The sequence below is a fragment of the Cupriavidus yeoncheonensis genome (genome assembly GCF_905397275.1).
GTDB classification, from domain to species: Bacteria; Pseudomonadota; Gammaproteobacteria; order Burkholderiales; family Burkholderiaceae; genus Cupriavidus; species Cupriavidus yeoncheonensis.
In genome coordinates, this window is the sequence record NZ_CAJPUY010000013.1 from 48703 (window position 1) to 69549 (window position 20847).

General features: G+C 67.1%; 13 protein-coding genes. 3 read left to right on the forward strand and 10 right to left on the reverse strand.

Annotated features, from left to right (window positions below):
* Position 1: 1 nt before the first annotated feature.
* The 8 genes from KHO22_RS18470 to KHO22_RS18505 all read right to left on the reverse strand — a co-directional run bounded on the left by KHO22_RS18470 (position 2) and on the right by KHO22_RS18505 (position 12247).
* Positions 2-1318 carry a sigma-54 interaction domain-containing protein gene (locus KHO22_RS18470; RefSeq protein WP_211948617.1) on the reverse strand — a complete coding sequence of 439 codons (1317 nt, stop codon included), beginning with the start codon at positions 1316-1318 and terminating at the stop codon, positions 2-4.
* The gene (locus tag KHO22_RS18475; RefSeq protein WP_230426922.1) at positions 1315-4446 is read right to left on the reverse strand and encodes a peptidase domain-containing ABC transporter; all 3132 of its coding nucleotides are present in this window, start codon (positions 4444-4446) and stop codon (positions 1315-1317) included. The genes KHO22_RS18470 and KHO22_RS18475 overlap by 4 nt, the downstream gene beginning before the upstream one ends.
* Positions 4427-5179, reverse strand: coding sequence for a peptidylprolyl isomerase (locus tag KHO22_RS18480; RefSeq protein ID WP_211948618.1), 753 nt, complete (start codon positions 5177-5179; stop codon positions 4427-4429). Before KHO22_RS18480 ends, KHO22_RS18475 begins: the two co-directional genes overlap by 20 nt.
* 65 nt (positions 5180-5244) lie before the next feature.
* A complete protein-coding gene (locus tag KHO22_RS18485) occupies positions 5245-6627 on the reverse strand; it encodes a beta-barrel domain-containing protein (protein ID WP_211948619.1) in 1383 nt (460 codons plus the stop codon).
* Positions 6624-9233, reverse strand: a complete 2610-nt coding sequence (locus KHO22_RS18490) for an FHA domain-containing protein (protein ID WP_211948620.1) — start codon at positions 9231-9233, stop codon at positions 6624-6626. The genes KHO22_RS18485 and KHO22_RS18490 overlap by 4 nt, the downstream gene beginning before the upstream one ends.
* Before the next feature lie 217 nt (positions 9234-9450).
* Positions 9451-10881 (reverse strand): efflux transporter outer membrane subunit, encoded by a 1431-nt coding sequence (locus tag KHO22_RS18495; protein WP_230426931.1) that lies wholly within the window; start codon positions 10879-10881, stop codon positions 9451-9453.
* A 494-nt stretch (positions 10882-11375) separates the two neighbouring features.
* The gene (locus KHO22_RS18500) at positions 11376-11804 is read right to left on the reverse strand and encodes a DUF4399 domain-containing protein (RefSeq protein WP_211948621.1); all 429 of its coding nucleotides are present in this window, start codon (positions 11802-11804) and stop codon (positions 11376-11378) included.
* A gap of 17 nt (positions 11805-11821) precedes the next feature.
* Positions 11822-12247: a DUF4399 domain-containing protein gene (locus KHO22_RS18505; protein WP_211948622.1), complete on the reverse strand. Its 426-nt coding sequence runs from the start codon at positions 12245-12247 to the stop codon at positions 11822-11824.
* A gap of 325 nt (positions 12248-12572) precedes the next feature.
* Between KHO22_RS18505 and KHO22_RS18510 the strand changes: the two genes are divergently transcribed.
* A complete protein-coding gene (locus KHO22_RS18510; protein ID WP_211948623.1) occupies positions 12573-13859 on the forward strand; it encodes a formylglycine-generating enzyme family protein in 1287 nt (428 codons plus the stop codon).
* A gap of 53 nt (positions 13860-13912) precedes the next feature.
* On the opposite strand, the gene KHO22_RS18515 is transcribed toward KHO22_RS18510, so the two are convergent.
* Positions 13913-15973, reverse strand: a complete 2061-nt coding sequence (locus KHO22_RS18515) for a serine/threonine protein kinase (RefSeq protein WP_211948772.1) — start codon at positions 15971-15973, stop codon at positions 13913-13915.
* 478 nt (positions 15974-16451) lie between these two features.
* Here KHO22_RS18515 and KHO22_RS18520 point away from each other — a divergent pair, with 478 nt between their 5' ends.
* Positions 16452-16676, forward strand: coding sequence for a hypothetical protein (locus tag KHO22_RS18520; protein ID WP_211948624.1), 225 nt, complete (start codon positions 16452-16454; stop codon positions 16674-16676).
* Between the two features lie 832 nt (positions 16677-17508).
* Positions 17509-19431, forward strand: coding sequence for a DEAD/DEAH box helicase (locus tag KHO22_RS18525; protein WP_211948625.1), 1923 nt, complete (start codon positions 17509-17511; stop codon positions 19429-19431).
* A 102-nt stretch (positions 19432-19533) separates the two neighbouring features.
* Here the strand turns inward: KHO22_RS18525 and KHO22_RS18530 are convergent, their stop codons facing one another.
* Complete coding sequence (locus KHO22_RS18530) at positions 19534-20790, reverse strand: SUMF1/EgtB/PvdO family nonheme iron enzyme (RefSeq protein ID WP_211948626.1); 1257 nt, start codon at positions 20788-20790, stop codon at positions 19534-19536.
* Between the last annotated feature and the right edge of the window lie 57 nt (positions 20791-20847).

Below are 20847 nucleotides of genomic sequence, written 5' to 3' on the forward strand. Positions count from 1 at the left end.
CTCACCCCTTCTCCCTCTGCCCCCGGAAATCCTTCGAATGGATCCCATGCTTCTTGAGCAGCATCTGCAGATGCGACCGGTTCATGTCGCAGCGCCGCGCCAGTTCAGCCACGGTCCCTCCCACCTCCTGCAAGCCACGCTCAAGGAACGCCCGTTCCGCCTCGTCGCTGGCAGCGCGCTTGGCCTCGCTCAGCGACGCGGGCAGCGCTGACACGGCGCCGACAGGGCCGATCGGCACCACCGCCAGCGCGGCCGGCTTCGGCCGGATATCCTGCGGCAGGTGCACGAGATCCGCCGTATCGCCCGCCAGGCAGGACACCCGGTACAACAGGTTGCGCAGTTCCCGGATATTTCCCGGATACTCGTAGTGCATCAGGAAATCCCGCAGCCGCGGCGTGAGCCTGACCGGCCGGCGCTTGAGCATGCCGGCGGCTTCGTCGCAGAAGAAGGCAACCAGCAACGGGATTTCATCGCGCCGCTCGCGCAGCGCGGGCACCGACACGTGGATCACGCTGAGCCGGTAGAACAGGTCTTCGCGGAAGGTCCCTTCCTTGCTCATGCTCCGCAGGTCCTTGTTGGTCGCGGCGACGATGCGCGTATCGACGGCAATCACTTCGTCCGACCCCACGCGCTGGATCTCGTGCGCTTCCAGCACGCGCAGCAGCTTGACTTGCCCCGTCAGCGGCAGTTCGCCAATCTCGTCGAGGAAGATGGTGCCCGTATGCGCGCTCTCGAACTTGCCGCGCCGGTCGCTGCTGGCGCCCGTGAATGCGCCCTTCTTGTGACCGAACAACTCCGACTCCAGCAGGCTGTCCGGGATCGCGCCACAGTTGACCGAGATGAACGGCCGATCCTGGCGCGAGCCGTTGGCGTGGATCACCTTGGCCATCAGCTCCTTGCCGGTGCCGCTTTCGCCGTCGATCAGCACCGGCAGGTCGGTAGGCGCCGCCTTCTCGGCGGTCTCCAGTGATTCGAGCAGCTTCGGGTTGTCGCCGAAGGTGCCTTCGAAGATGAAGCTGCGTTCGAGCAGCGCCTGGCGCCGCTCGCGCGGCATGCGCTCGACTTCTTCGTGCACCGGCGCCTCGCCGCCGGCCGCGGCCTGGACGAAGCGCTCCTTGTGCGACAGCCCCATGACCTCGTCGCGCAGCGTGGTGGCCTGCTTGAGCAGCTTCTCGATATCGGCCCGCTCCAGCCGCGATGACCAGCGCAGCGTGGAACGCAGGATCTCGATCTTCTCCATCAGCCCCGCGAACGAGACGGCGGAGTGGCTGGCGGCATCGGCTGCGGGCGGCCGTGCGCCCTGGTTGTATAGCTTCATGCTGTGCTCAGTTGCTTATGCACCAGCTGGTAGTACATGCCCTTGCGATCGAGCAGTTCCTCGTGACGGCCCTGCTCGACGATGGCGCCCTCGTACAGCACCAGGATCTTGTCGGCCTGCATGATCGTGCTGAGGCGGTGCGCGATGATCACCGCGGTGCGCCCGCGCAGGATCTCCTGCATGTTCGCCAGGATGTTGCTCTCCGACTGGGTGTCGAGCGCGGACGTGGCTTCGTCGAACACCAGCAGGCGCGGGTCGTGGTACAGCGCGCGCGCAATGCACAGGCGCTGGATCTGCCCGCCCGACAGCCCCATGCCGCGCTCGCCGACGATCTGCTCGTAGCCGAGCGGCAGCTTGGTGATGAACGGGTGCGCGTCGGCCATCCGGGCTACTTCCTCGATGCGGCGGCGGTCGGGGCTTTCGTCGCCGCAGGCGATGTTCTCGGCAATGGTGCCCGAGAACAGCAGGTTGGTCTGCATCACGTAGCCCACCTGCGCGCGGTAGAACTCGGTGTCGATCACGCCGATGTCGTAGCCATCCACCTTCATCGAGCCCTCGGTCGGCCGGTAGAACCCGACCAGCAGCTTGGCCAGCGTGGTCTTGCCCGAGCCGCTGCGCCCGACGATGGCCACCATCTCGCCCGGCCTGATATGCAGGCTGATGTTTTCGAGCACATAGGCCGTATCCTCGCCGCCATAGCGGAAGTAGAGCCCATCCATCTCGATCTCGCCCTGCAGGTCCGGCAGCATCACGCGCGACATCACGTCCTGCGGCTTCTGCTCGGGCTCCAGGTCCAGCACGTCGCCAAGCCGTTCCATCGCCACGCCCGCGTCGTTGAGCTGGCCCCACAGCGCCACCAGGCCCATCAGCGGCGCCAGCACGCTGCCCATGAACGCATTGAAGGCGATGAGCTGGCCGATGGTCAGCTCGCGCTGCAGCACCAGCGTGGCGCCTACCCACAGCACGGCGATGGTCGTGGCCGCGTTGAGCAGCTGGCTGACCAAGCCAACGAGGATATGGAAGGCCTGCGCCTGGTATTGCTTCTCCAGCGCCTTCGCGTACTTGGCCTCCCAGCGCAGGCGCACCGGCCGCTCGATGCCCATGCCCTTGACCGTCTCGGCACCGCCGAGCGTCTCCATCAGGTAGGACTTGGCGTCGGTCGAAGCGGCAAAGACTTCGCGCGCGTAGGTCTTCACCCGTGGCGTGACCACCACCGTCAGCGCCGCGATCGGGATCACGAACGCGATCAGCAGCAGCGTCAGCTTGACGTTGTAGAGGAACATGATGGTGAAGTAGATGAACACCATCAGCAAGTTCAGCGCCGTCGTCACCGTGGATTCGGTCAGGAAGGCGCGGATGGTCTGGTTCTCCTGGAAGCGCGCGAAGATGTCGCCGGTCTTGCGCTTGGCAAAGAACGACAGCGGCAATGACAGCGTGTGCTTGAAGAAGTGCGACATCATGGCGAAATCCATGTTGCGCACCATGAAGTTGGCCAGGTAGGCACGAATCGTCGCCATCAGCTGCGAGAACACATTGGCGATGATCAGCCCGACGATCAGCAGGTTCAGCAGGCCGACGTTCTGGTGCACCACCACGCCGTCCAGGATGTTCTGGATGATGAGCGGCGGCACCACGCCGAGCATCTGGATCACGAACGTGGCCAGGAACAGGTGCGCCAGGATCTTCTTGTACGGTGCCAGGTAGCTGATGAAGCGCAGCCACGGCGAGCGCTGCACCGACAGCTGCGTCATGCTCTCGCCGGGGCTGAACAGCAGGCAGGTGCCGCTCCAGCCGCGCTCGAACTCTTCCGCGCTCATCTTGCGGAAGCCGATGCCGGGGTCAGCCACCCATACCCAGCGCCCCGACACGCCGTACACGATCACGTAGTGGTAGCCCTCCCAGTGCACGATAAATGGCAGCTCGAAACCCATCAGCGAGTCCCGCGTGCACTGCACGCCGCGCGTGGTGAAGCCCAGCGACTCACCCGCGCGCGCCAGGCTTTCGAGCGTGGCGCCCTGCGTGGTCACGTTGGCCAGTTCGCGCAGTTTGCCCAGCGACATCGGGATGCCGTAGTGCTTGCAGATCATGGCCAGGCACGCGGCGCCGCAATCCATCTCCTCGGCCTGCTCGACCAGCGCGAAGCGGCGGATCAGCCGTTCGCCGAGCTCCGGCTTGGAATGCAGGTCCAGCAATACCGGCCGCTTGCGGCGCTCGGCCAGCTTCTTCTGCCGGTGCAGTTCGCGGTCCACCACGCGGATGCGCTCCTCGAGCACCTCGCGCAGGCGCGGGTTGCGCTCCAGGATGAGCTGCACGGTCTTCTCGGGGATCACCAGCAGGCGCACCTCGGTCTCGGCGATGGCCGAGGCGATCTGCTCCTGGCGCATCACGCAGGCGCGTTCGCCGAAGATATCGCCCTGGCCCAGCGTCGCCAGCGAGAATTCGTCGCCGTCCTCGCTGCGCACCATGCGCACGGTTCCCTGGCGCACCACGTAGAGCCGCCGGTCTTCCCGCCCGTCCTGCTTCAGGATCTCCTTGCCCGCGGCCACGCGCTTCACGCCCACGCTGCGCACCGCGTCTTCCAGTTCGCGCCGGTCCAGCTTGCCACGCAGGTCGAACAGCCGCGCCACGAAGCCGCCGGCCGAGCTGATGGCGACATAGCTCGTGATGAACGCCAGCGCGGCCTGGTTGCCCGCCACCACCTTCTCGCCGACGCTGCGCGGAATCATCAGCAGCTCGGTCTTGCCCGATGCGCGCACCGACGACTCATGGTGGTACTCGCGCAGCAGCGCAATGTCGGCGAACACCTCGCCGGCCTTGCGCACGCCCATGCTGATTTCCTTGCCGTGCTCCTCGTTGAAGACGCGCACGGAACCGGTCTTCACGATATACAGCCCGGGGGCCGGTTCGCCGGCATTGCACACGGTGTCGCCAAAGCCGAACGCCTGCGTCTGCGCCGCGGCGGCGAGCTGCTCCAGCTCCTCGCGCGTGAGGGCCGAGAGGATTTCCACGGTCGCCAGGAAATCAGCAAGCGGCGCGGCAAGCGAAGCGGCAACCGGCGCAGGGGACGTGGCCGACGGCGGCGGCACCTCTGCCGCCGCTCCGCCTTCGCTAGCGGGCTTCGATGACATGTTCCTGCGCCCTCGCCATCAGCCACTCTTCACGCAGGAGCCGGCGTATCTCCACCGCAACGTCGCCGTCCAGCGTCGCGGGATGCTTGGCGCGCACCAGGAAGACCTCGAAGAACGAGCGGTCCGGCGAGGCGAACGGTCCGAGCAGGTCGCCGGCCTCGGCATTGAAGACCTTGGCCTCGATATCGGTCTTGAGCGAACCGCGCAGCACCTTGCCGATGTCGCCGCCGCGCTCGCGCGTATCGGCAATCGAATGTTCTCGCGCCATGTCGGCGAAGCTGTCCGGATCATCCTGCAGGAACGAGATCAGCTCCTTGGCCTTGCCCTCGCTGTCCACCACGATATGGCTGACTTCGATGCTGTCGAAGCGCGGCGAATTGAGCTGGAAGTATTCGTGCACCGCCGCTTCGCTGCAGACTTGCTCCATCATCCGCTCCTGGTAAAGGCTGTCGGTGACGAAGACTTCGAACTCGTCCAGGCTCACGCCGAGTGCGTCGAGATAGTGGTTCATGTCCGCCGCGCGGTGCAGTCCCTGCACGCGCCGGAACTGGTCGGCGCGCTCCTGGATATCCTCCTGCGCCAGGGTCAGGCCCGCACGCCTGGCCGCGTGCACCGTCAGCTTGTCGCGCACCATCTGTTCGACCAGGCCTTCGAACTGCCCGGTGAACTTGAGCAGCCGGATGAATTCTTCGACGCCCAGTACCTCGTCGTCGATACGCACGATGCCAGTCATGGCCCTACCTCCTTTACCGGCCGCGCTGCGCGCGGTCGCGATTTGCCCGTGATATCCGTGTCCCGCTACCCCGCCACCTGCCGGAACGGATCCAGGCCCAGGTCGATCAGCCGGCGTTCGCGCACCACGATCTCGGCCGTGGCGGTCATGCCGTAGCGCAACGGATAACGGCTGCTTCCCACGGCGTAGTAGTCGCGCGACAGGCGGATGCGGCCTTCATAGACCGGCTGCTTGTCCGCCCCGCCCAGCTTGGTGGCCGGCGAGATGTATTCGAGCGTGCCTTCGATCAGTCCGTAGCGCTGGTACGGGAACGCGTTGAACTTGAGCTTGACCGGCAGGCCTTCCTTCAGGAACGCGCGGTCGCGCTCGGCAATGGCGATCTTGAGCACGGGGCGCGCGTCATTGGGCGCGATGCCGCCGATCGGCGTATTGGCCTGGATCTTGTCGCCGCGCTGGGTGGAGGTGACGTCGGTGATGACGCCCGACACCGGCGCCAGGATCAGCAGGAAATTGTCCTTGTCGATGTTCTCGAAGCGGATGCGCGCGGCTGCCTCGGCCACCAGGCGCGCGGTCTGCACCTGCAGGCGCAGCTTGTCCTCGGTGCTGGCGATGTCGCGCATCGCCGCGTCGTACTGCACGCGCAGCCCCGCCAGCTCCTGCCCGCTGCTTTCGAGCTGCACGTTGGCCTGGGTCAGCTCCTGGCCCTGCCGTGCTTCCAGTTCGGCCAGCCGGGACTGCGCCACGCGCAGGGTGTTGTCGGCCTCCTGCGTGGCCGCGCGCTTGGCTTCGACCTGCGACTGCGACACGCCGCCGCCGCCCGGCAGCGCGAACAGGCGCGTATAGCGGTCCTGCTCCTGGCGCGCGAAATCGCGCGCGCGCCGCGAATTCTCGACGTTGCTGCGCGCCTCCTGCACCTGCGCGCGCTGCTGCTCGGTGAGCCGTGTCGTGCCTTCGGCAATGCGCGTCTCGTGCTGGCGCGTGGATACGTCGATCTGTTGCTTGAGCGCGGCGGCGCGGCGTTCCATCAACGCCTTCTTTTCCGGGAACTGCTTCCACTCGCGTTCCGAGTCCTCGAGCTTGAGCTGCGCTTCCAGCGCGTTGGCCGCCGCCTCGATCGCGCCGCGCGCGTTCAGGCGGGCCAGCACGTCGTCCTTGGAGACGGGCTGCCCCTCCGCGACGTACAGGTCGGCCAGTTCGCCGTCGACCGGCGCATAGAAGCGCCTGACTTCCGATTCCGGCGCCAGCGTGCCCTCCGCCGTGACGATCACATCCGCGTGGCCGAAGAACGACCAGATCAGCGCGCACACTACCAGCGCAAACGTGGTCACCACCGTCAGCAGGCTCAGCCGCCACGGCTCGGCGGTGAGGATGGCGAGACCCTCGCCGCCGTGGTCTTCAAGCGCCTCGGAGAGAGGCCTGAGGCGATTGCCGCCTTGCGCGTCATTCATGGCCGCCCCTCTTTCGGCTTGTCCGGTGCCGTCGGCGCCGCTGCGGCTTGCGCTTCGGCACCCTGGCCTTCACCACCGAGCAGTTCGAGCTTCGCCTTGAGCACGGCCGGATCGAGCACCATGCGCAGTTCCTGCAAGGCACGGCGCTGCTGGTCCACCTCGGCGCGGATCTCTTCTTCAGACTTGTTCCACTGCGCAAGGTCGGCGCTCTCGCCCGCCTTGAGCTGGCTGACAATGCGGATGCCCTGCCGCGCGTCTTCCTGTGCCTGCGCAAGCCGCCGCGCCTGGTCGCGGAACTTCGGCGAGATGCCGGGTTCCAGCCGCTGATCGGCGCCGATCTGGCCGTTGGCGCGGTACTGCTTCCAGCCGGCGACGGCGCGGCTCATCAGCTCGCGCGCGCGCCGCAGCGCGCTGTCGCGGATTGCCGTGACATCGGTCTCCACCGCTTTGGCGTAGTACTTGTCTTCATCGGGGTCGAGCATCGCGTAGAAGCCGAGCAGCTTGTCCTCGTAGCCGCTGGCGCCACGCGCGCCCTGCAGCGCCGCGTACTGCGCGGCGACCTGCTGCTTGTGCGCGGCATCCTTCGTCACGTCGTCGGCCCACGGTCCCGCGCTGATGCGGCGCAGCCCCGCGATGGCCGTGGCGCTGTCGCCGCGCTGCCAGGCCTGCGCGGCCGCCGCGTACTGATGCACCATGTCCGCTCCGGGGAGGCGCTGCGCGAGCCGTGCGTACTGCGCCTGGAACGGCGGCGTGGCGAACTTCGCGTCAGCCATGCGCGCCACCAGCGGCCCCGGGTTGCGCGAGCGCAGCGGCTGCATCAGCGCGGTGTAGCGGCGCAGGTCGTCCTGCAGCTTGTCCAGGCCGGACAGACGCGGGTACTTCTCCTTGTAGTCGGCGAGCACCGGCTGCAGGGCTTCGGGCTGGTCGCGCGCTAGCTCCGTGGCGATGGTCGCATTGAGCCGCTCGATGGCGGCCAGGTAGACCGACTCGTCCGTCTGCAGCTTGCGCACATCGCTCAGCGCGTTGGCATAAACATCGCGGAATGCCGGCTCGTATCCGGCGATGCGGCCCAGCGCGCGCTGGTGCGCGGCGGTGTCCTGGTTCCAGTGCGTGAGCAGGCCGCGTATCACCGCCTCGTCGGTGTAGAGCCGGATCGGCGCATCGGCGCCGCCGCGCTGCGCGAAGTAGCGTTCGAGGTTGCCGATCCATTCAAGCTCGCCCACCAGCGGGCGGGCGTCCGCATTGTGCTGGCTGCCCGAGACCATCCCGGCAAGCACCGTGGCGGCGCCGCTGAAATCCCGCGCCTTGAGCTTGCCGGCCCATTGCGGCACGTAGGCGCGCAGCAGCGCCTCCGTCCCCATGGCCTGGAACGGCGCGTCGTCGGGATGCCTCGCGAGGTAAGCGTCCGCGGCTTTCGCCGCCTGGGCATACCGGCCATCGGCAAGCAGCGACTTCACGTCGCGCTCGGGCATGCCGCGCAGGTAGAGCACCGCCAGCCCCACCGCAGCCAGCGCCACCACTGCCGCGGCCCAGCGCCCCGCCCGCTTCATGCGCACCGGGTCGTTCAGGCCGAAGCGCCCGGCGATCTCCGCCGCCAGCATCGCCATGCGGCTGCTTGGGCGGCTCCGCTTGCGCGCCGACGCATCGGTGGCTGCCGCGGCTTGTGCTTCGGCCTCGGCGTTGACCTCGTCCTCCTGCCGCGCCGCATAGTCGACGCAGAAGATGTCGAGGAACGAGTCGGCTGCGCCGACAAAGGTGGTCTTGTCGGCGCCCTCGTCGGCAATCGGGACGGCGGGGGCCGCGGGAGCCGCGGCATGCTCCACGACGGGCTCGACCTCGGCAGCCGCGTCCGGTCCTGCGAATACGGTGCGCGTAGCCGTGGCATCGGCATCGCCTTCGCGCTGCACCGCGACCTTGTAGACGAAGTGGCTGCCACCGAACGCAATCAGGTCCCCGTCGTCGAGCGGCACGCCGTGGTCGGTGAGCCGGTGGCCGTTGACGAACGTCCCGTTGGTGCTGCCCAGGTCTTCCAGGAACGGGATGCCGCACTTCAGGTAGATATGCGCGTGGCGCCGCGACAGGTAGTTGACCTGCTGCGGATGGCTGTCGCGGTAGCGCGCGAAGGTGTCGTCGGCCTTGCTGATCAGGTACGGGAAGCCGGTCAGCTCGACCGGCTGCAGGCCCAGGTCGCCGCGCTCGGGCATCAGCGTGACCGCGACGCGTGGCGGTTCCGCCGCGGGCACGCGCGGCGCAAGCCTGACATGGAACGAGAGCGCCGAACCGAAGGAAAGCTCGTCGCCATCGCGCAGCCGCAGCGGGTGCCCGGCGACGTCGGCGCCATTGATGCGCGTGCCGTTCTTGCTGCCCAGGTCCGCGACATAGACGGCCCCATGCTCGGCGAAAATGCGCGCATGCCGGCGCGACAGCGCCGCCGTCAGCTCTTCGGGGTAGGAAATGAAGGGTGCCTCGGTCCGTCCGACGGCGAACAGGTCGTCGCCGATGCGGATCTCGCCCAGCTCCGGACGAGAGACCGGTGTCAGCAGAATGTCGAACTCCTGACCCATCCTCACCGGCATTTCCATGATCAGTGCATCGTCAGGAGCCATGTTTCCAAGAAACCAACAGCGCAGCCTTGACCGCTGCCGCACCGGGGGATGAATCGACAATCAACATAGTAGGCCACGCCTCTCGCTAGTCAATTGGCTGAGTGCCGGCCGTTGCGCGCGGGGTGTCGCCCATGCGGCGCAAACCGCGGGCGTGCCCTGCGCTGGACCGAGCCGATGTATCGTGAACGCTGCCTGGCGCGCCCGTGCCGCACCACCGTCAGGGCGCGCTGTTCGATGCGGCGTTGCGCACTTGCACGTCGGACCAGCCGCCGCCGAGCGCCTTGTAGAGCGTGACAGTATCGGCAAGGATCTGTTGGTGGACGGCCAACAAGGACAGTTGCGCGGTCAGCAGCGAGCGCTCGGTCTCGAAGACTTCGAGCTGCGACACCACGCCTTCCCTGAGCTGCGCCTCGATCTGCGCGGACACCACGCGCAGCTGGTCAACCTGTTGCTGCAACTCGATGCGCTGTTTCTTGTGCGCGTCGACGTTGACCAGCGCGGATTCCACTTCTTCGAACGCGTTCATCACGGTGCGGCCGTAGTCGCTTTCCACGACCTTGACCTGCGCCTCGGTGGTCTTGATGCGGGCGCGAACGTTGGGGTCCAGCATCGGCAGGCTGATGGCCGGCGCGAGGCCGAATGTGAACGTCTTCAGCAAGCTGCTCAGCGCGAGGCTGGCCATGCCGCCGTTTGCGGTCAGGCTGATGCTCGGCAGCTGCGCGAGCCGGGCCTGGCCGACGATGTTGTATGCCGCCAGCACGCGATATTCAGCGGCCACGATGTCGGGCCGGCGCGCCAGCAGCTGCGACGGCAGGCCCGCCGGCACCGGCGGCGGCTTCACGCGGTCCTGCAACTTGCCGGGCGGCACCTTGAGATTGCCCGCCGGCACGCCGACCAGCGTGGCCAACGCGTTCTCCGTCACGTCGCGCGAGCGGCGCAGTTCGATCAGGTCCTTGGTGAGCCGGTTGATTTCCGCCTGCTGCTGCATGACGCGGATCTTCGGCACCAGGCCGTTCTGGAACATGGCCTGGTACGTGCCGAGGATCTGGCCGTTCTTCTGCACGGTGCGCGTCTGCTGGTCGATCTGTTCGTCGAACTGCAGGATCTGGAAGTAAGTCGTCGATACATTGGCGGCCAGCGTCAGGTAGCCGGCGCGCCAGTCCGCCTCGGTGGCATGGAACTCGGCGGTCTGCGCCTGCACGCCCTTCTCGACCTTGCCCCAGATATCGATGTCCCAGCTCAGCTGGGCGCCCGCGTTGAAGCTGCGCACAGTCGTCTGGCTGGTGGTCTTGGTGATGCTTGCGCCCGCGTTGAGATCGACCACCGGCAGCGCGCCGGCCTTGGCTTCGCCGATCTGCGCCTGCGCCACGCGGATGCGCGCGGCCAGCACCTTGATGTCGTAGTTGCCGGACAGCGCCTGCGTGATCAGCTTGTCGAGATACGGGTCCCGAAAGCCCTGCCACCAGTTCGGCTGCACGGTTTCGGCCGGCGATACCGTGATCGACTCCTGCCGCGTCCATTCCGTCTTGGCAGGCGTTTCGGGACGTTCGTACACCGGCGGCCGGAAGTCTGCACAGCCGGCGAGCCATCCCGCGCACGCAGCGGCGGCAACCCATGCAGCGGCACGAGGCGTCCGCGAAACAGTCAGTGGCGATTCGGTAGAGGCGTTGATCACGATGTCTTCCTGCAACCACGCGCGGGACCCCGGCCACCGTGGTGACCGGGCCTGCCTTGCGTGTCTGTATTGTGGTTCGCTGCGGCGCGCGCTCCAACCCCGAAATCGGGGCGGCGGAAATCGGACGGCGACGGCGGTGTGGGTGCCGACGGCGGCGGCTTAGCCGAAGCGGTGGTTCTGCAACGTGGTCATGTCGGGCTCCGATGGGAAGGGAATGCTGGTGTTGCTTTCCGGAGCACTGACGCATGGGGCGTGCCAGCTCCGCGCAGTGCGCGCGGTACTGGCGGCAAATGCCTGGAAACATGCGGGTTTCGGCGGTATCCAGGATTGGCGCGTGCGAACTGGGGTAGCGAGCATGTCACTGCGGATGACGGCCCGCGGCCAACAGTTGCACGACTTCTGTCGGCTGCCAGGCGACAGCCCGGGAGGATCTGCGCGGCGTTCTGCATGCCGCCGCGCGGATCCGGTCACTTCACGTAGATGGTGATCTTCTTGGAGTACACCGGCGGATTGGTCGGGATGTGCTTGTCATCGCCCATCAGCAACTGCAGGGTGTGCTTGCCGGGCGGCAGCTCCACCATGGTCTCGGTTTCGCCGGCGCCGAAATGCAGGTGGTTGCGATCGTTCGGAATCTCCTTGTCCATGGGCGGCAGGTCCGCGTCGATCAGCAGGTGGTGGTGGCCGGTCTTCGGAAACTTGACGTCCTTCGGCGCCACGCCCATGTTGCGCAGGCCGAACCATACGCGAAACGGCTTGCCGGCAGGCAACACCTGCCCGTTGTTCGGAAAGCCGATATACAGGTAAGCGTCGGGCGGTGCCGGCGTCTCGCCAGCCATGGCCGCGGCCGGCAGCAAGAGAATCACGCCCAGCAAGGTAGCAGCTAGCAGCTTGAACATGGTGGATCCCCTTCGCGCTATTTCACCGTGATGGTGATCTTCTTGGAGTAGAGCGGCGGGTCGAACGGCACGTGCTTGGCGTCGCCCAGCAGCAGCTGCAGCGTGTGCTTGCCCGGCGGCAGTTCGATGCGCGCATCGGTTTCCCCCGCGCCGAAGTGCAGGTGATTCTTGTCGGAGGGGATTTCCTTGTCCAGCGGCGGCAGGTCCGCGTCGATCAGCAGATGATGATGGCCGCACTTGGCCGACTCGATCCCCTTGGGACAGACGCCCATATTGCGCAGTCCCATGCGGATCCAGAACTTGCCGCCGGAGATGACGGCGCCGTCGGGTGGCCAGATGATGTACACCTCGGCGTTTTGCGGCGCCGATGTCGGCATCGAGACGGACGGCACCATGGCAACGGCCATGGCCGCCAGCAAGCGGAACAGGAATCGTCTGGACATACGCGGCGCCTCCCGGAGAGTGTCCGAAACCCGATCACGTTGTCCCGCAAGCCCATGGTTCTTCTGGTTGCTTTTGGCCAGCGCTCGGCGATTCGGTATTAGGTTAGAACGGAACCCGGCAAAAAGCGAACTCGCCATGACATCGGCGCGCGGCTGGTCCACGCCACGGATGCGCTGCGCGCCACGGCGCCGCATGCAAGCACCTCCGGATTCACAAACGCTGTGCTATCTTGAAGCAAGCCGACGTCACGGCAACACCACAATGCGCCCAGGCGCCGCCCAAGCGCGCGCATCGGGCTGGCCGCAGTTCCAACAGGGTCCGAAAATGTGGCGCAAACCTCCTGTCGTTCTGGTCGCATCCGTGCTGGGCACCAGCGCTATTTTCGCTGGCCTCGCTGGCCTGGCCGGCCCGGCATCCGCCGGGGGAACGTCGGCGGCACTCGAAGGGGCACATAAAGCGGCACCGATGCTGCTGGCCGGCATCCTGCCCAAGAACAGCGATGAGCAATACGAGCTGACGTTCTGGGAATCGATCAAGAACAGCAACTACGCCGGCGACTACGAGGCCTACCTCAAGCAGTATCCGAACGGTCGCTTCGCAGCGCTTGCCAGGTCGCGCATCGAGCGCCTTGCCGCTGCCAGCGCTCCGGCCGCCAAGAGCCCACCGCCGGAACACGCCAGGCCGGCCCCGCCGCCCGCCGCGGCGACCCCGCCAGCCAAGCCTGCGCCTGCGCCGTCAGCGCCGCAGCGGAGCGCGCCACCCGCCACCGCGGCAGCGCCCGCGGCCGCGGGCGCTGCCGCCGGCGCCGCAACGTCGGCCACGCAGCCCGGGCGCGCGGGCTCGACGGCCTCCGGCGCGGTCAGCGTGGGCGGCGAGCGCAAGCCGGTCGAAGTCAAGGGCGAGATCCACGATTGCCCGGTCTGCCCCGTGCTCGTCAGCCTGCCTGCCGGCAGCTTCACGATGGGCAGCAATGCCAGCGATCCGGCGGAGAAGCCGGCGCACCATGTCACGATCAGCCAGCCGTTCGCGATCGGCCGCTACGAGGTGACCGTCGAGCAATGGAATGCCTGCGTCGATACGGGTGGCTGCGACCGCATCGCCACGGTGGCGAATAGTGCGAAGACCGCGCCGATCCGCGATGTCAGCTGGGACGACGCGCAGCAGTACGTGGCATGGCTGAGCAAGACCACCGGCAAGACCTACCGCCTGCCCACCGAAGCCGAATGGGAATATGCGGCACGCGGCGGCACCGCCTCGGCCTTCTGGTGGGGCGACCAGATGCGCAAGGGCACGGCCAACTGCAAGGACTGCGGCGAGCCGTGGAGTCAGGACGCGCCGGCCAATGTGGGATCGTTCGCGGCCAACCCGTTCGGCCTCTACGACGTCAATGGCGGCGTGTGGGAATGGGTCAGGGATTGCTGGCACAGCAGCTACAAGAATGCGCCGGTCGATGGCCGGAGCTGGGAAGAAGCCAGCTGCGGCGCCCGCGTGATCCGCGGGGGCTCATGGCGCGAGGGCGCGAGCTACATGGTGTCTTCGACGCGCTTCAAGTACAGCGCGAGCGTGCGGCAGTCGCAGAACGGCTTCCGCGTCGCGCGCGACATGAAGTAGCCGCGCTCATGTGGCTCGTTCATGTGGCTCGTTCATGTGGCTCATCACGACGCTCATTTCGCGCGTGTCGAGATCTCCACCAGGTCCGCGCTGATGCGCTCCTGCCCATACTTGTGCGCCATCTGGCCGAGCGGCTTTTCGAGCGCCTTCAGGTAGTCCTGCCACGACTCCACGTCGGAGCGCCGTCCGTCGAACAGCGGTGCCGGCGTGGTCAGCAACACCACCAGTTCCGTGCCGAACGGCCGCGAGATCACCCAGTCGCCGCCATCGCCGATGGTGGCGCTGTAGCTGGCCGGTGCCTGGTGGCCCGGTACCCGCGCGCTGGGGACAAGATGGGCCACATTGCCGTCTGCGGCGAAGTAGTCGACGTACACGTATGAATCCTGCGCGGGGGTGCGCAGCTCGAGCACCAGCGGCGTGCCTTCGGTGAGCTGCAGCTTGTCGCCGCGCGTGCGCAGCGATGACGCGACCGCACCCTCGCGGCGTCCGGACCAGTACGGCGCGATCATGCGCGCGACATCGCACTTGTCCGCGCTGAGCGGCTGCGTATCCACGTCTAGTGATTTCACCCCCGGCAGCGCGTTGAGCTGCTCGCGCAGGCGCGACACACCCACGCTCTCGGCCAGGTAGCCACGCACGCGCACCCTGCCGTTTTCCGGCGAGGTCGCCGCAAGCAGCGAGCAAGGCACTGCGGCCATCACGCGCAACACGGCCGGCATCGAGAATGCCTCGGCCGGCGGACGTACGACGGGAGCCGGTGGTGCCGGCGGCGCAGAGGGCGTAGAGGGCGCAGAGGGCGAACTGTCGGCCTGCGCCACCACCGGCGGCGCCTGCGCCGGCCGGCTGGTGCGCCATGCGAAGTAGCCCACCGCCGACACGCCCGCCAGGGCCGCCACGGCGGCGCCTGCCAGCAGCGCCGAGCGCCGCGGCGCCGATACCCCGGACGCCGCGCTCATGCCCGCCAGGAAGCGATCGACCGTCGGCATGCGCGTCTCGCGGTCCAGCGACAGTGCCTCGCGCAGCGTCTTCCATTGCGTGCGCGACAGCTCGCGCGGCTGCACCGGCTTGAGCCCCGCCGCGCGCGCCTGGTTTGCCGACATGCGTTCATACGGATGCCGGCCGGTCAGCAACTCGTACGTCACGCAGGCCAGCGCGTAGATGTCGTCGCGCGGATCGGGCTCGCGGTGGTCGAACATCTCGGGGCTCGCGTAGGCCGGCGTCATGCCGCCAAGCGAGCCAGGATCGAACACGGTCTTATCGGATTCGTCCGCCGGCGGCAGAAAACCGCGCGCGATGCCGAAGTCGATCACCTTCACTTCGCTGCTGTCGGTCAGGAACACGTTGGCGGGCTTGAAGTCGCAATGCACGAAACCGCGCTCATGCGCATAGGCCAGCGCATGGCTCATGCCGGCGATAATGGGCATGGCCTTGGCCATGGGCATGCCATTGAAGCCGGGCGCCTTGAGGACCTGGCTGAGCGGCCTGCCGGGCAGGTATTCCATGGTCAGGAAGACCACCGGGCCATCGCGGTCGAAATCGTAGACGGTGACGATATTCCGGTGCGCGAGCGTCTGCGCCTTGCGCGCTTCGCGCTGCAGCGCAATCAGCGACTTCGGGTGGCCGCTGAACTGCAGGTTGAGCACCTTGATCGCGATATACGGCTTGCGGTCCGATGCCTCCAGCTTGCGCAGGTCCAGCGCCTTGTACACCGTCCCCATGCCGCCGACGCCGAGGCACTCCTCCAGCACGAAGCGACCGTTCAGCGTATCGCCGACGCCCTTCGGCCGCGATGCAGGCGGCACCGTGCCGACCGCCGGTGAGGTGGCATAGAGCGAGCCGGTCAGCGGACCGGAATCCATGTGAGTGGATTCACCCGCGGGATCGAACTGCGTCGTGCCGCTGCGTTCGATGCGACGCATGACCTCGGCGTACACCGCGGGCGGGAACGGGAAGCGGGTGTTCTCTTCGATGATGACGCGAGCCAGCTGGCTCGGCGTGGTGCGCTCCTGCGCCAGCGCCATGTCGAATGACGCGACGAATTCGTCGTCGGACAGCCCGCCGTTCTGGAACTTCCGAATCAGGTCTTTGACACTGGCCACCGGCGTTGCCCCGATATCGATGCAAGCGAAACGCGCTCACGCAAGCGCCCCATCCACGATGGATACTAGTGCGCACTCTTGGCATCCGCAAACCGCGCGTGCCGGGGCGGCAGCGCTATTGCCACGTTGCGCGCGCACGCGTCACATCGACGAAAGACGCTGTCGGAGGCAAGCCAACAGCGAACATCGAACTGTCGGCAGGTTCCCGACAGCCCGATCCATCCGGCGCGGGCAAGCTTGCCGCATGCCATGCGTTTTCATCCTGCAAAGCCGCCCCGCGCCTGCCGCTCGCGAGTTCCGTGCATGAATGGTCGGCAGCCTGGCATGGCTCGTGCGTCTTTTGCCTTCCCGGGAGACCGCGAGATGTCGACCGGAATGCGTCGCGCGCCGCGCGACAAGTGGTGCGGCGGCCTGCTTGCGCATCAGACCGCACGCCTATACTGAATCGGCGCCGTCCCCGCGCGGACGCGGCGCCGCACGACCGGAGAAAGCCATGGCAGTGATCGTCATCAAGGACCTGACCGAGAACGTCGACCTGGATCGGGAGGCCATGAGCGCCATTCTCGGTGGCAGCCGCAGCGGCGGCGCGAGTGGACGCGTGTGGCACGGACTGCGGCAGCGCGGGCCGTCGCGCCTGGTTTCGTATCCGCAAGGCTGGCCGGCAAATCCTCACGTCCGTCCGCTGGAGCGCATCGAGGGCAAGCTGCCCCGCAAGTGACGCGCGGCTTCGACGGCCGCCGGAAATAGAAAGCCCGCCATGGCCTGGCGGGCTGGTTGCGGACGGCCCCGGACTTCCTGGGTCAACGCCATCAGCAGTTCGGTCATTTCTTGTCGAGCAGGCTTCCCATGACTCCGCCCATGACGCGGACGCCCCACCGGACCACCCGGAGGTTCGAAGGAATTCTGGCAGTGACGACAATGACCGCAATGCTCACAGCGAGCAGTGATTCAGTATCGCTGTAGGAGGCCAATACGGGAACTTTATTGTCCGCCCCGTGCGAGCACCCCGTGCTCGCGCCTTGAGTATAGGCCGGCCCCTCCTGCTTGCAACCCGCAATTGGCACTGCACGGGAGTGAGTGCCAGCGCCCGGCACGCGATGTACCGCCGCGCCGACATAACTGGTTACCTTTTCGCAGCGCAACAATTTTTCACGGTTCTGTTATAATTCGCGCCGTGAGTTTCGCAACTGTGAGTTCCGCCACCCGCCAGGCACATCCCGCCAAGGCGCATCCGCTGCCCTCCCAAGCTCTGTTTATCCGCTGCCGAACGTGGCTTTTGCCTTGATTCAGTAGCCGACAGAACGCACCGCTCACCGACGTAGCCTCGTCTCCGATCCTGTTGAACAGCCTGAACTGAGCTGTTTGCCTGCCAGGGACCCAGCGGCTGGCCTAGCGCCTGCCGACCCCCTGCCTGCCGCCGTACTGTCAGCTGAGTCTGTCGTAACGGCCTCACCGATTGGCGCCGAAGCCTTTTTAAAGACTTTGCACTGCGCCCACCCCTATTTCGTTTGCGTTGCAGGGGTGCACCATGCACTTTTGATCATTACGACATGACCCAGCACGACACTCGTGCGGAGCAAGCTATTGCCTCCGCTACCGACGCTTCGATCACTTCCGCCGCCCAAAGCCCGCTCGACAAGCTCGACGCCATGCTCAACGGCCCGGAAGAAACCACCAGCGCCGACGCAGCGGAGAACGGTTTTGCCGCGCTTGGCCTGGATCCGGCCATCCTGCGCGTACTCTCCGAACTGAACTACAACAATCCGACGCCCGTCCAGGCGCAGGCCATTCCCGCCTTCCTGGCTGGCCGCGACCTGCTGGTATCGAGCCAGACCGGCTCGGGCAAGACGGCAGCGTTCATGCTGCCCGCCATCCAGCGCATCAGCGAAAAGCCGGCGCCGAACCGCCCGACCGAACCCGCCAAGCGCATGAAGGGCAAGCGTCCCCGCCCGTCCCCGGCACAGCCTGCGCTGCTGGTGCTGACGCCCACGCGCGAACTGGCGCTGCAGGTGACCGAAGCCGCCGCCAAGTATGGCCGCAACATGCGCCGCATCGTCTGCGCCAGCATCCTGGGCGGCATGCCCTACCCGAAGCAGCTCGCCGCGCTGGCCAAGATGCCGGACATCCTGGTCGCCACGCCGGGCCGCCTGCTCGACCACATCACGGCTGGCCGCATCGACCTGTCGGCACTCGACATGCTGGTGTTCGACGAAGCCGACCGCATGCTGGACATGGGCTTTGCCGATGACATCGACGCCATCGTCGACGCCACGCCTGCCAGCCGCCAGACGCTGATGTTCTCGGCCACGCTGGACACGCGCATCGCGCAACTGGCTTCGCGCCAGCTGAAGGATCCGCAGCGCATCGAGATCGCCGCGGCCCGTGCCGACCAGAGCCATATCGAACAGCGCCTGCACTTCACCGACGACATGTCGCACAAGGAACGCCTGCTCGACCACCTGCTGCGTGACGCCACGCTGAAGCAGGCCATCGTGTTCACGGCCACCAAGCGTGACGCCGACTCGCTGGCCGAGCGCCTGTCCGACACCGGCTTTTCCGCCGGCGCACTGCATGGCGACATGACCCAGGGCGCGCGCAACCGCACCCTGACGGCACTGCGCCGTGGCAACCTGCGCGTGCTGGTGGCCACCGACGTGGCCGCGCGCGGCATCGACGTGCCCGACATCACCCACGTGGTGAACTTCGACCTGCCCAAGCAGGCCGAGGACTACGTGCACCGTATCGGCCGTACCGGCCGTGCCGGCCGCTCGGGCGTCGCCATCAACCTGGTCAACCACGGCGACATGTTCCAGTGGCGCCGGATCGAGCGCTTCACCAACCATCGCATCGACGCCTCGGTGATCGAAGGCATGGAACCGCGCCGTTCGCCGAAGCCGCGTGCTGGCTTTGGCGGCGGCGGCAAGCCGGGCGGCGGCCGTGGCAATGGCGGCGGCTATCGCGGCGGCGAGCGCAGCTTCGGTGACCGCAACTTTGGCGAACGCAAGTTCGGCGGTGAAAGCCGTGGCTTCGGCAATCGCGGCGGCCAGGAAGGCGGCGCCCGCAGCTTCGGCGACGACAACCGCGGCGCCGGCAACCGTGAAGGCGGCTACCGTGGCGGCGAGCGCAGCTTCGGCGATCGTAGCTTCGGTGATCGCAAGGTCGGCGGGGTCGGCGGCGAAAACCGCGGCTTCGGCAACCGCGGCGGCCAGGAAGGCGGCCGCACCTTCGGTGACGACAACCGCGGTTTCGGCAACCGGGAAGGTACCGGCTACCGTGGCGGCGAGCGCACCTTCGGCGACCGCAACTTTGGCGATCGCAGTTTTGGTGACCGCAAGGTCGGCGGCGATAACCCCCGTCCTTTCGGTGACCGTGGTGACCGTGGCGGCCGTGATGGCGGCCGCAGCTTCGGCAACCGCGAAGGCGGTTTCGGTGGCCAGCAGCAGCGCAATAACCGTTCGCGTTTCGAGCGGTAAGGCACTGGCGGCGCCGCGCGCGCCGCTACAGTGATGAAGGGCACCCTGCGGGGTGCTCTTTTTTTTGCTTTCCTTCGGGTCAGCCCGGGGCTGGAACCAGTTCTACATCGAACAGGTCCGGAACCCCACGAACGCGAAATCGTCCTCCGGCAACAACGCCACCCGCGCCCGCACATGCCGCTGCCGCAAGGAACTGACAAACGTCGTCCCCCGCACCGCCTGATGCGTCCCGAAGCTCGCCACCATCTCACTGTCCGCCGGCGACGCCGCAAACCCCGCATACGGCTCGTACGGAGAAGCCGTCCACTCACGCAACATGCCCCACTGCAACCCGCGGTTCTGCAACGCCGCGAGTTCCCACTCCGCTTCCGCGGGCAGGCGTCGGCCGGCCCATCCGCACCAAGCCTGCGCTTCAAAAAGGGAAACGTGCCGCACGGCCTCGTCGGGATTGAGCGTGCGCAGCGTGCCAAAACGCTCCACCATCCAGGTACGCGATTCCGGGTGCCGCGACCAGTAGCGCGGCGCCGAGCGCTCCTGCGTCATCAGCCACTGCCGGCCAGCGGTCGACCACCAGGCCGGGTTCTCATAGCCCCCGTCCTCGACGAATTCCAGGAACTGCGCGTTGCTGACGAGCGCGGCGTCGATCTCGAATGCCGGTACATAAGTGGGCTGCGGCGGCAGTTCGTCCGGTTGCGCATAGCCGTCCGGATCCGACCAACCCTGCTTGAAGCGGCCGCCAGGAAAATGCAGCGTGCCGGCATGCGAGACCGAGATGCCCGGTCCTGGCGCGACCGGCGCAGCGGGTGCCAGGCCGAGCGCCTGCAGCAATGCAGCCAGGTTTTCCGCCTGCCCGTCTTCCAGGAAGAGCGCGCGGCGAAAAGGATAAAGCGTGAGGTCGCCATCGTCCGGCAACAAGGCCAGGCGGCGCAGCAGGCCATCCAGCACATCGGACGCGTATTGCTTGACCACGGCCACGTCGGGCAGGACGATTTCCCATCGCTCGTCCGGACCGATACGGTCGGGGTCGAACCATTCATCGGCACCGTCCAGCCGCGACGGATCGGCGGCCACGGGCACCGGCACGCCACCGCGATCCAGCTGCCGCACGCCGCGCAGGCACCACCATTCGGCATGCCAGGCGATATACCCCAGCGTCCACAGCGGCGGATTGGCATCGTGCTGGCGCGGTACGTCCCAGCCCTTGCGGGTCTGGCCGAAGGCGGCCAGCCAGGCCAGGGTGCGGCTGCGCGCGTCGACCAGCGCCTGGGCCAGTCCTTCGCGGGGCAGGCGCCGGGCGTCGGACCAGCCAGCCTGGCCGCCACTGAAGTAGAAATCGGGAAGCATGGAGAAGCCGCTCATCGGGTAGACATCCGTTCGGAGAGGGCGAAGGCGGGCGGCCGCCCGCCATGGCAGCGG

Coding starts and splice junctions, on each gene's coding strand:
- KHO22_RS18500 (WP_211948621.1), bottom strand. CDS start 11,804: ATGTTCAAGCTGCTAGCTGCTACCTTGCTGGGCGTGATTCTCTTGCTG.
- KHO22_RS18490 (WP_211948620.1), bottom strand. CDS start 9,233: ATGGCTCCTGACGATGCACTGATCATGGAAATGCCGGTGAGGATGGGT.
- KHO22_RS18485 (WP_211948619.1), bottom strand. CDS start 6,627: ATGAATGACGCGCAAGGCGGCAATCGCCTCAGGCCTCTCTCCGAGGCG.
- KHO22_RS18525 (WP_211948625.1), top strand. CDS start 17,509: ATGACCCAGCACGACACTCGTGCGGAGCAAGCTATTGCCTCCGCTACC.
- KHO22_RS18510 (WP_211948623.1), top strand. CDS start 12,573: ATGTGGCGCAAACCTCCTGTCGTTCTGGTCGCATCCGTGCTGGGCACC.
- KHO22_RS18475 (WP_230426922.1), bottom strand. CDS start 4,446: ATGTCATCGAAGCCCGCTAGCGAAGGCGGAGCGGCGGCAGAGGTGCCG.
- KHO22_RS18505 (WP_211948622.1), bottom strand. CDS start 12,247: ATGTCCAGACGATTCCTGTTCCGCTTGCTGGCGGCCATGGCCGTTGCC.
- KHO22_RS18530 (WP_211948626.1), bottom strand. CDS start 20,790: ATGAGCGGCTTCTCCATGCTTCCCGATTTCTACTTCAGTGGCGGCCAG.
- KHO22_RS18480 (WP_211948618.1), bottom strand. CDS start 5,179: ATGACTGGCATCGTGCGTATCGACGACGAGGTACTGGGCGTCGAAGAA.
- KHO22_RS18520 (WP_211948624.1), top strand. CDS start 16,452: ATGGCAGTGATCGTCATCAAGGACCTGACCGAGAACGTCGACCTGGAT.
- KHO22_RS18470 (WP_211948617.1), bottom strand. CDS start 1,318: ATGAAGCTATACAACCAGGGCGCACGGCCGCCCGCAGCCGATGCCGCC.